Source organism: Candidatus Chordibacter forsetii (assembly GCF_964187505.1).
GTDB classification, from domain to species: Bacteria; Verrucomicrobiota; Verrucomicrobiia; order Opitutales; family Seribacteraceae; genus Chordibacter; species Chordibacter forsetii.
The window spans coordinates 1-10987 of the sequence record NZ_CAXLML010000187.1; the positions used below are offsets into that span (position 1 = coordinate 1).

The 10987-nt window shown below is 46.8% G+C and carries 9 protein-coding genes; 3 read left to right on the top strand and 6 right to left on the bottom strand.

Features of this window, described 5'->3' with window-relative positions; genetic code table 11:
* Positions 1–1328: Gfo/Idh/MocA family protein (locus ACKPQ4_RS08215; protein WP_407680706.1), on the top strand; the 1328-nt coding region annotated here is incomplete at its 5' end.
* A gap of 182 nt (positions 1329–1510) precedes the next feature.
* On the opposite strand, the gene ACKPQ4_RS08220 is transcribed toward ACKPQ4_RS08215, so the two are convergent.
* Positions 1511–3031 carry a sulfatase family protein gene (locus ACKPQ4_RS08220; RefSeq protein ID WP_407680707.1) on the bottom strand — a complete coding sequence of 507 codons (1521 nt, stop codon included), beginning with the start codon at positions 3029–3031 and terminating at the stop codon, positions 1511–1513.
* A 144-nt stretch (positions 3032–3175) separates the two neighbouring features.
* Between ACKPQ4_RS08220 and ACKPQ4_RS08225 the strand changes: the two genes are divergently transcribed.
* Positions 3176–4564: a sulfatase family protein gene (locus ACKPQ4_RS08225; RefSeq protein WP_407680708.1), complete on the top strand. Its 1389-nt coding sequence runs from the start codon at positions 3176–3178 to the stop codon at positions 4562–4564.
* 3 nt (positions 4565–4567) lie between these two features.
* Here the strand turns inward: ACKPQ4_RS08225 and ACKPQ4_RS08230 are convergent, their stop codons facing one another.
* Positions 4568–5509 carry a histone deacetylase family protein gene (locus ACKPQ4_RS08230; RefSeq protein ID WP_407680709.1) on the bottom strand — a complete coding sequence of 314 codons (942 nt, stop codon included), beginning with the start codon at positions 5507–5509 and terminating at the stop codon, positions 4568–4570.
* Between the two features lie 3 nt (positions 5510–5512).
* The gene (gene carA / locus ACKPQ4_RS08235; protein WP_407680710.1) at positions 5513–6697 is read right to left on the bottom strand and encodes a glutamine-hydrolyzing carbamoyl-phosphate synthase small subunit; all 1185 of its coding nucleotides are present in this window, start codon (positions 6695–6697) and stop codon (positions 5513–5515) included.
* Positions 6698–6837: 140 nt separating this feature from the next.
* Between carA and ACKPQ4_RS08240 the strand changes: the two genes are divergently transcribed.
* Positions 6838–8652 carry a phosphoenolpyruvate carboxykinase (GTP) gene (locus ACKPQ4_RS08240; RefSeq protein ID WP_407680711.1) on the top strand — a complete coding sequence of 605 codons (1815 nt, stop codon included), beginning with the start codon at positions 6838–6840 and terminating at the stop codon, positions 8650–8652.
* Positions 8653–8658: 6 nt separating this feature from the next.
* Here the strand turns inward: ACKPQ4_RS08240 and ACKPQ4_RS08245 are convergent, their stop codons facing one another.
* The 3 genes from ACKPQ4_RS08245 to ACKPQ4_RS08255 all read right to left on the bottom strand — a co-directional run bounded on the left by ACKPQ4_RS08245 (position 8659) and on the right by ACKPQ4_RS08255 (position 10918).
* Entirely contained in the window at positions 8659–9465 is an 807-nt protein-coding gene (locus ACKPQ4_RS08245) for a cytochrome c oxidase assembly protein (RefSeq protein ID WP_407680712.1), read from the bottom strand.
* 67 nt (positions 9466–9532) lie between these two features.
* Positions 9533–10216, bottom strand: a complete 684-nt coding sequence (locus ACKPQ4_RS08250; RefSeq protein ID WP_407680713.1) for a cytochrome C oxidase subunit IV family protein — start codon at positions 10214–10216, stop codon at positions 9533–9535.
* A 54-nt stretch (positions 10217–10270) separates the two neighbouring features.
* Positions 10271–10918 (bottom strand): cytochrome c oxidase subunit 3, encoded by a 648-nt coding sequence (locus ACKPQ4_RS08255; RefSeq protein WP_407680714.1) that lies wholly within the window; start codon positions 10916–10918, stop codon positions 10271–10273.
* Positions 10919–10987 lie beyond the last annotated feature (69 nt).

A 10987-nucleotide genomic window follows, 5' to 3' on the forward strand; every position in this document is an offset into this window, starting at 1 on the left:
GCCTTATGACTAACCGACGTAGTTTTCTTCAACTTGCAGGAAGTTCCCTTGCCTTTCCTTTTGTTGCCCGTACTTCCTGGGCTCAATCTTCTCCCAACTCAAGGATAAGCCATGCGAGTTTTGGTGGTGGCGGGATGGCTATGACCGATTTGCGAAATATTGCCAAACATAAACATGTAGATGTTATGGCGATCGCAGAAATTGATTCGCAACGAAGGGAAAAGGCAGGCAACCAGTTTAAGGAGGCGAGGGTATATGCGGACTGGCGGGAGATGTTAGAGAAAGAAGGGGACGAACTGGACACAGTGAATGTATCCACCCCCGATCATATGCATGCGTCCATGGCGATGAAATCGATGCAGCGTGGAATCCATGTTTATGGCCAAAAGCCACTCACCCACGGGGTGGCGGAGTCCCGAGCCCTGACCGAATATGCCCGCAAGAAAAAATTAATTACCCAAATGGGCATTCAGTGTCACTCGATGAAAGAATATCGTACCGCCGTCCGTTTGGTGCATGACGGAGCAATCGGCAAATTGGTCGAAGCTCATTCTTTCAGCAGTAAGTCATGGGGTGATCCTGACCCCAAGCCAAACCGAAATGATCCCGTACCCGAGGGACTGGACTGGGATCAATGGGTGGGGCCAGCCCCATACAACGAATACCTGAAGGGTTATTACCACCCAGGGAAATGGCGCAAGCGTTTGGATTATGGAGGGGGTACCTTTGGAGATATGGGCTGTCATATTTATGACCCAACCTTTAAGGCGTTGGGATTAACCTATCCAATATCGCTTAGATCTACAGGCCCTTCTCCCAACGAACATAATTGGGGTGTGGATGCAGTAATTGAATACCTTTTCCCCAAGACTTCTTTTTCAAAAGGTAGTACCCTACCTGTTACCTGGTACGATGGATCTGCCCGTCCACCCGCCCGAGTGGCATCCCTTCTGGAGGGGAAGTCATTGCCTAAGCAAGGTTCTGTGATCATCGGTACAGAAGGTGTGATGCTTCTTCCTCATCTTGGTATGCCCAGCCTGTATCCTCAGAAGAAGTTTAAAGAGTTTATCATTAAACCAGAACGAGGCACCAATCATTGGCACGATTTTATCGATGCGGTAAAAGGCGTGAAACCGTTACCATCAGCTAATTTTGATTATGCCGGGCCATTGACGGAAACAGTTTTGCTTGGTGGGATCGCTTCACATTTTCCTGGAGAAAAATTGATATGGGAAGCCGAGGAAATGAAATTTATTGACCACCCAAAGGCAACTTCTTTGGTTCAAAGAAAATACCGGGATGGTTGGTCAGTGCCAGGCTTGGGCTAAGCCAAAAAAAAGCACCGATAATTCGGTGCTTAAAAAAGAAATCCGCCTTGAGCCTGTCGACCTTCCTTTTCGGGTAGTAGCTTTAGCGTATTTGAAGAAGGAGCAGAACTTGTACTGAATAACTTTAGTAATCATACCTTACTTCTGTTTTTTTCAGAAATCCAATTTTTCTTAAATTTTTTTCAGGAAGGTTTGTATCCGTTTGGCAGAAAGGAAACCTTTCGGTCATTGGGGACGGATTCCCCGGGGGTGCAACGGCCCGATGAAACTTCTTTTTCCAGCAGGTCGAGCAGTTCTTTCACTTTGCCTTTTTTCTGATCAAAGAGGTTATTCTGTTCTGCCTTGTCTGCCTTGAGGTTGTAAAGCTGCATGGGGGGGAGGCCTTGCTTTTTGGCATCTGCTTCCCGGGGAGTACTCCATCCGGCACTTCCGGCAGAGAGGCAGAGTTTCCAGTGTCCCTGACGAATGGCAAAGGATCCATCGATGGAATGACTGATTAGGGTGGTTCGCTCGGTGGAAGTTTTCCCGGCAAAGGCAGGAAGTAAACTGAAGGAGTCTTCACCGCCATCCGGTTTTTTTTCCTGAGAGGTAATTTCCTGAAGAGTAGAGTAAAGATCGGTCAGGCATACCAAGGCATTTGTGTTTTGCCCTGCATCGATAGCCTTTGGCCAGCGGACAATCAAGGGTACCCGGTGACCACCCTCGTAAATATCTGCTTTATGCCCACGGAAACCGGCACTTGGATCGTGACCAAACTCGGCCAATTTTTCGAAGTTGGCCTGATTGGAGCATCCATTATCGCTGGTAAAGAAAACCAGGGTATTTTCATCGACTCCGGCTTCTTTGATTGCAGCGAATAGTTCCCCCATGTGTCCATCGACTTGCATCATGAAATCAGCATAAGGATTCATTTTACTCGCATCTTTGTAAGGAGGCACGGGAACGATTGGAGTATGCGGGGCTGGCAAGGGAAGATAGAGGAAGAAAGGTTTTTTCTTTTTGGCCCGTTTTTTTACATAGGCCACACTTTTTTCGAATAAATGGGGAAGTACCTCATCAATTTTAAAATCGGGCCCGATCGGGCCTTCCCGGTACCAACCATATGGATCTTCCTTTCTGTCAACTCCTTCTACCCGATCGGGCAAAGCCGTTACCTTCCCGGTATCGACCCATACATAGGGTGGCATGTCCAATGATCCACAATGTCCGTAGTAATTAATAAAGCCATTAATATCGGGCCCGTTTTTCACCGGTTTTTCATAATTGATTTTATTCCACCCTTTTCCCGAACGATCCCAGTCCCAACCGAGGTGCCATTTTCCAATCATTTGAGTGTGATACCCGGCACGCTTCAGAAGATGACCAACCGTTTCCCGGTTTGCAGGGATTAAATGATCACTGTTGCCACTAAGTACTCCCCGGGCAAGCCGGGATCGCCAGTTATACCTACCGGTGAGCACACCGTATCGGGTGGGTGTACAGACCGAACTGGAGGTGTGGGCATCGTGAAAGGTTATTCCTTCATCTGCCATTTTTTGTAAGTGCGGAGTTTTAATTTTACACTCGGGATTAGTAGGGGAGATATCCCCAATGCCCAAATCATCGGCCAGTACAAAAATAACATTTGGATGGGCATGCTGCTTGGCTGCACCCAATAGGAAACTGGTGAGTAAAAGAGGAAGAATAAACAATACAAATTTCATGATTTTTTGATAAGATGATTCACTTTCACATTTATGAAAGCTTTCCTATTTGTCCATCTAAGACCTAGGTGGTTACCTGAAATAATAGAACAGGGCAGGTCGATTTAACTCGAAATGAGTTAACTTTTTTTCACTATAAAATCTATGAGATACAACCGATTATCATTTGAGATAGGTTCATTCCTGTCCGCTTTACTATTTCTTTCTCTTTCGTCGTATCTAATTGGAAAGCCAGCGGAGAAGTTGAATGTTATTATTGTATTTACGGATGATCAGGGATACCAGGATCTTGGCTGTTTCGGATCACCCGATATCCGCACGCCCAGGATTGATCGGATGGCGAAGGAGGGTTTGCGTTTGACCAGTTTTTATTCGGCCAATCCGGTGTGCTCGGCTTCACGGGCAGCCTTACTCACGGGGTGTTATCCCAAGCGGGTCTTGGCTGGAAAAACTGTCTTATTTCCCCGCGATAATGTGGGCCTTAACCCAAAGGAAACCACGATCGCCGATCTTTTTCAAGAAGAGGGGTATGCCACTGCCTGTGTGGGTAAATGGCACCTGGGGCACCAGCCGGAATTTTTGCCCACCCGCCAGGGGTTTGATTCTTACTTTGGGATTCCATACTCCAATGACATGAGCCATCCAGTGGGGGCCAAGCGTCCGCGCTACGGGCTTTGGGATAAATACTGGAAGGATCCTAACAGCAATGATCTTTGGCAGACCCCCCTTATTCGGGATGAGGGAATCATCGAACATCCTGTGGATCAGCATACCATTACCCGTCGCTACACCGACGAAGCCATTTCTTTTATCCAAAAGTCAAAGGAGGCAAAGAAACCATTCTTCCTTTACCTGGCTCATAGTATGCCACATGTGCCCCTTTATCTGCCCCGGGCTACCCACAATGTGGATTCAAAGTACCCTTACAAGGATGTGATTGAGCATATCGATGAGCAGGTGGGCCGGATCTATGATACCTTGCATCAGTTGAACCTCCAGAACGATACCCTTGTTGTATACACCTCAGATAATGGGCCGTGGTTACGATTTGACCATCATGCCGGGCAAGCTCTTCCACTAAGGGAAGGAAAGGGAACCACCTATGAGGGTGGGATGCGGGTGCCCTGTGTGGTTTGGGGACCCGGGCGGATTCAGGCGGGCACCCAATCCGATGAACTGATTTCAACGATTGATCTGTTGCCCACTCTCTCCGCATTGGGTGGAGTAAAGGCCAAGACACATGGGCCCATTGATGGGTTGGACCAGTCGGCATTGCTGCTCGGCAAGGGGGCCTCCGTTCGGAAGGAATTTCTCTATTACACCAAACATGTCCAGGCTCTTCGGCAGGGTAAGTATAAACTTCGTAAAGCAAACAAAGGCTTGGAGCTTTATGATTTGGAGGCGGATATTGGAGAGCAAAATAATTTAGCAAAAAAGGAACCACAGAAAACCAAAGAACTATTTGCTCGTATGATGGAACTGGATGCCGGGGTGACGGCAGGGATGCGCCCGATTGGTACCTTGAAGCAGTAGTACCTAGATTAATGCCCCAAGGTGGGCAACGCAGGCTTTGCTGAGGCCGTCCAAATGATACCCACCCTCAAGGATGGATAGCACCCGGCTTTCAGCATATTCCTTTGCGATTGAGCGGATCACCTGGGTGAGTTCGGAAAAATCATTGTCTGTAAGTTGGAATTGACCTAGCGGATCGCCGATCTTGGAGTCAAACCCCGCAGAGATGATTACCAATTCCGGGCGGTACCGGTTCATTCGGTGAACCAAATCATCGGCAAATGCATTCTCCACTATTTCCCCGTTGCCTGAACCAGAAGGAAGGGGATGGTTTCGGGTAAACCCCAGTCCATTTCCAGATCCTGTTTCTTCCCGACTGCCGGTACCCGGATACCAGGGGGCTTGATGAGTGCTAAAAAAGTAAACCGATTCATCCTCGTAAAAAATGTCCTGAGTGCCATTGCCGTGGTGCACATCCCAATCGACAATCAATACCTTGCCTACTCCATGAACGGACTGGGCATGGCGGGCGGCGACAGCAGCATGATTAAAGATACAAAATCCCATTCCCCGAGTAGGGCTGGCATGGTGACCCGGTGGACGGGTCAGGCAGAAAGCACGGTCGATTGAACCGGACATAATTTGATCCAGTGCTCCTACGATTCCTCCGGTTGCCTGTTGGGCAACCTCCCAGGAATCTTTGCTGATGGAAGTATCACCTGTACTTAGTTGGGAAGCTCCCTGCTTAATATCTTTTTCCGCTTGAGAAAGATAACTCTTGGAATGTACGCGTTCTAGAGCTTCTGCCTGGCAGGTTTGAGGCTTGAGAAAAACTGATTTATCAACGAGCCCTGCTTTTTCGATGGCCTGGTAGGCGAAGGCTACCCGGTCTGGGCATTCTGGATGCCCAGGCCCAGTATGATGATCAAGGAAGACGGGATCGTAAAGCAATCCGCATCTACTCATGAATCAAGCAGGTGCAGTTGATTTTTTATGCTCGCTTACCAACCGATGAAACGAGGAAAAAAGAAACTGAGCATCGTTGGGGCCGGGTGCAGCTTCTGGGTGGTACTGTACGGAAAAGACCGGTTTTCCTTTGATACGCATGCCTGACACAGTGTCATCATTTAAATTGTATTCTGTGACCACAGCACCATGAGATTCCAAATCTTCTTTGCTCGAGGCAAAGCCATGGTTTTGAGAAGTGATGGACACTTTTTCGGTCTCAACATTTTTTACGGGTTGGTTACCTCCACGATGACCAAACTTCAACTTATAGGTGCTTGCCCCAATGGCATGGGTTAGAACCTGATGCCCCAAACAGATTCCAAAAATTGGGTATTCATCTATTAATTCGCGAATGGCAGAGTGGGCATAATCAAGGGCGGAGGGATCTCCTGGGCCGTTTGATAGAAAGATGGCGTCTGGGTTATGGGACCGGGCATCCTCAGCAGTTGCATCGGCAGGGAGGACCGTGACTTCAAAGCCACTGTTTCTCAAGTTCTTATAAATGGCTCGTTTGGCACCGTAATCAAAGGCAACCAGTCGATGAACCTGACCATCGCTAGATGGGCCGGCGGATAGAGCAGTACCTGGTACAGAAAAGGGTTGGCTGAGTTCGCCTGAAGCATCCCAAATGAACGACTCCTTGCAGGTTACTTCCTTAACGAAGTCACGACCCACCAGGCCTTCCCAATTTTTTGCTTTTTGAAGAGCTTCTTCATCAGATATTCCTTCGGTGCTCAAACATGCTTTTAGGGCTCCATGAACCCGTAAACTTTTGGTCACTTTACGGGTGTCAATTCCTTCGATACCAGGAATGCCATACTTGGATAAATAATCTGACAGATTGCCCGTTGCCCTCCAGTTGCTGACCACGGGGCTTAAATCGCGCACCACAAAGCCGGCCACTTTGGGCCCGTCTGACTCTTCGTCTTCGAGGTTAATTCCATAATTTCCAATTTGCGGAGTGGTCATGGTGACGATTTGTCCGAAATAAGATGGGTCAGTCAGGGTTTCCTGATATCCGGTCATCCCGGTGTTAAATACCGCTTCCCCGGAAACAGTAGTTTTCGCCCCAAAGGCGAATCCGCGAAATATGCTGCCATCCTCTAAAGCGAGAACAGCGTTTCTTGTCTTGGCTTGCCAACTCATGAGATTGGAACAAGAGGGTAAAGCTCAAGGGATTCAAGGCAAACTTGATTTATTCCCAATTCATAAAAAAAGTAAAATTTACTAGGTTTCGATCGATCGGGGTTTGACTATCCCAGAGAGGAACCCTAGCGAATGAAAAGATGGGAAATAATAAAGAACTTTATGATCGGTCGAGAACCAGCAACATCGCTTTGCTGAAATGGTTGGATAAAATGGTGGATATGTGCCAACCAGCAAGCGTTCGTTGGTGTGACGGATCAGATGCAGAATGGAATGAATTGTGCGGCTTGATGGAGCAGAACGGATCGATGATTCGATTGGACGAAAAAAAGCGCCCAAATAGTTATCTCGTCCGATCCGATCCCCGAGATGTTGCCCGGGTGGAAAGCAGGACTTTTATATGCAGTTACGGCAAGGAAGATGCGGGTCCTACAAACAACTGGGAGGAACCCCGCAAAATGCGTGCAAAACTTAAACGTTTATTTAAAGGATGTATGGAAGGCCGAGTGATGTACCTCGTTCCCTTCTGCATGGGTCCTTTGGGTTCTCCTATTTCCCAGTATGGAGTACAGGTTACCGACTCTCCCTATGCGGTCCTCAATATGCGTATCATGACTAGGATGGGTCAGTCCGTATTGGATGCCATGGGAGAGAAAGATTTTTTTATTCCCTGCTTACATTCAGTTGGGATGCCACTTGGGGAAGGGATGGAAGATGTTCCTTGGCCTTGTGATCCCGATAATACCTACATCGTTCATTTTCCAGAACAACGGACAATTGTTTCTTACGGAAGTGGTTATGGAGGGAATGCCTTGCTTGGTAAAAAGTGTCTGGCCCTACGTATTGCATCTTGTATGGCCCGTGACAACCAATGGATGGCTGAACACATGTTAATCTTAGGCGTGGAAAGCCCGGATGGTGAAAAGACCTATGTTGCCGGTGCATTTCCAAGTGCCTGTGGAAAAACGAATATGGCTATGCTCGTACCACCCGACAGTATGGAAGGCTGGAAGGTGACCACGGTAGGAGATGATATTGCCTGGCTTAAGCCCGACGAAGAGGGTGGCCTACGGGCAATCAATCCGGAAGCCGGATTTTTTGGAGTCGCTCCAGGTACTTCATGGGAAACCAATCCCAATGCCATGGAATCGATGAAGGAGAATACTATTTTTACTAATGTTGCTTTAACGGCAGATGGTGATGTGTGGTGGGAAGGATTAACTAAGGTCGCTCCCGAAGGTATCATTGATTGGCGTGGGAATCCATGGAGTCCCAGTTCGGAAACTCCAGCCGCTCATCCAAATGCCAGGTTTACCGCTCCTGCCTCCCAATGTCCGACTATTGATAAGGACTGGGAAAGTCCAACGGGTGTGCCTATTGCCGCTTTTGTTTTCGGAGGTCGGAGGATGTCTGATATTCCGTTGGTCTACCAATCGTTCAATTGGAATCATGGTGTCTACCTAGGTGCCACTCTAGCTTCCGAAACCACTGCAGCTGCTGAAGGCAAACTCGGTAATTTACGCCGGGATCCTATGGCCATGCTTCCTTTTTGCGGATATAATATGGGAGATTATTTCCGTCACTGGATAAGGATGGGAAAAAAGTTGGAAAATAAACCGCGTATCTTTCATGTCAATTGGTTCCGCAAAGATGAGGAAGGGAATTTTCTTTGGCCTGGCTTTCGCGAAAACATGAGGGTTTTACGATGGATGGTGGAGCGTACTTCTGGAAAAGCCAGGGCAGTTGAAGGTCCTCTTGGTTGGGCACCCCGTAAAAAGGATTTGGATTGGTCCGGTATGGAGTTTGATGAAGAAAAGTGGAACGAACTGATGAGTATTGATCCCGAAAGTTTGCGCATGCAAACCTTGAGGCATGAAGAGTTGTTCCTGCAAATATCTGAATATCTCCCTAAGGAAATGCTCTTTGAGCGGGAGCTGTTGGTCTCCCGTCTATAGAAAGATTTAAGAGACCTGACCGTTTTCCGGTTGGTTCTTTGTCCATCGGTAAAAGATTGAAGCAAGTACACCTACAGAAACTGCCATATTTGCGACCTTCATCAAGACACCCCCAGCTTTTTGATCTTCTAAGGGAGTAAGTTCCATGACCCGTTCGGCATAAAAATAGGTATCATAGAGTACATCCTTAGAAAATGTAAGAATGGCAAAGATTGGAGTTTGTCCGAGCATCAGGGCTAGAATGTAGAGCATTTGCGGACCAAATGCCATGCTCGGAACCCGCTTGGATGGAGCACAAATAGGCCACCACATAAGCAGGGACACAAAAAACATGGAGAGGTGTTCGGCCATGTGCAGGGTTTTGTCGCGAATAGCGGCCTCATAAAAGGCACCCACATGCCAAAATGAAAATACTAGAGTAAACAGAAGGCCGGCAATAATCGGGTGGGCAAGAAAGCGGAGGGTGGATTGTAATGCCGGCCGGTGTCGAAGAAATTCATCAACTAGGGGTTGAGGTAGTCCCAGCAATATAAATAACGGACAGATGTACATTAAAATGTTGTGCTGGATCATGTGGGCAGAAAAAAGAAAATTTTCACCTAGCGGGTCGAGTGGCGATCCAACAGCGAGATAAAAAGTAATCAGACCCGTTGCAAACCAAAGAGAGTGTTTGGTGGAATGAGGGAGCAGAGGACAAGCTCTGATCCGAAATGGTCCATTAAATAAAGCATAAGCCCAACCTACAAAAAGAATACCACCAATTAGAGCGGGTTCAGTATGCCAATGAAGTAAGGTGATGGGTGAGTTTTCCATAGACAAGAAAACAAACTACTGACAATCCCGCATCAAGCAACTAGCGGGGAAGAAAATGGAAAAGTAATTATTGGGCTTCAGTCCAAAAATGCTCGGAACGTACTTTCAACCTAAAGTCATCAGAAGTCGCGTTCTCAGTTAAGAGAGCAATAGTTGACTCATCTATTTCTTCGGAACCGTCGGGATGTGAAAGCAAAAAGAATGGATTGCCTGGATTCTTTGAATTGATCTCGATCATATCAGCTCCGCCAGTTATTCGGTATGAAATTAAATGGGGGACGGTGTTTACTTTTTTCCAATTCTTATCTTCGAATTGTTTGGTAGATTGATGGTCATTCTTGGACTGAAAGTAAGTATTTTCCTGAAAGACAAAATCACCTTTCTTGTAGGCTGTATCTGACTTCCATGACTCTTCAAGTTTGGAGACTTCAAACTTTTCGACGATAGGATGAACATCCGACATATAGATAACGGCAAAGTAAGTACCTAGGGCGATAACAAGACCCATTAAAAAAAGAATGGTGTTTAGTGATTTGTCCCATCTCAGGTGCATGAACCACCAAATAACGCCAAAAAACTTAACAATCGAAGTGGCAAAAAGAACCCCGATTATGGACGTACTCTCAAAAGTCTGCACGTAAATGATGACGACTTCTATGCCAGTAATGGCGACAAGAATCATCGAGAGGTTGAAGAAGGTAAAGAAGCGCTTGCTTTCTTCGGCAACAGGGTCTTCGGAATGTCCGCTCATGATAAAAAATTTAAGTAAATGAAAGGGGTGTGAAGTGCGGTAATAAAGAAGGGACTAAAGGGCGTATTCCATTAGATATATGACCGGGAAAATAATAATCCATACAATATCAACGAAGTGCCAATATAATCCGCATATTTCAATATCGATGGCATGAGCCACACTCATTTTTCCAGTGAAGGAATAGGCCAACCAGCCGATAAGCCAGAATACACCTATGGCAACGTGGGTGCCATGTGTACCGGTTAATACATAAAAGGTAGATCCAAAAACATGAGGTTCTCCTCGGTAGGTCGATAGGGTGAGTTCGTTGCCTGGGGCATGGATAAAGTGGGTGAATTCGTATACTTGGCAGGCGAGAAAAATAGCTCCAAAAATAATGGTACCAAAAAGCATCCAACGCATACTTTTCAAATTCCCTTTGTGTATCGCCGATACTCCAAGTGCCATGAATAAGGAACTTGCGAGCAGGATGAAGGTACTGAAGGAAGTAAGTTCGATATCGAAGACATCCCTGATGTCCAAAAAGTTACCACCGACCGTGGCAGAAATTTTGCGATAAATGAGATGGGTGGAAATCAAAGTGCCGAAAAACATACAATCGGAACCGAGAAATGCCCACATGAGCACTTTTTTGTTTGGAATACCCGTACTGGTTACAGGTTCGTGATGCTCGAGGGCGTGGGCGCTTGCGTCGCTCATAAAATATAAAAATTAAAAGGTGTAAAAATGATTAAATTATTCGTCGTTTTCCTTGGGGAATAAATGATA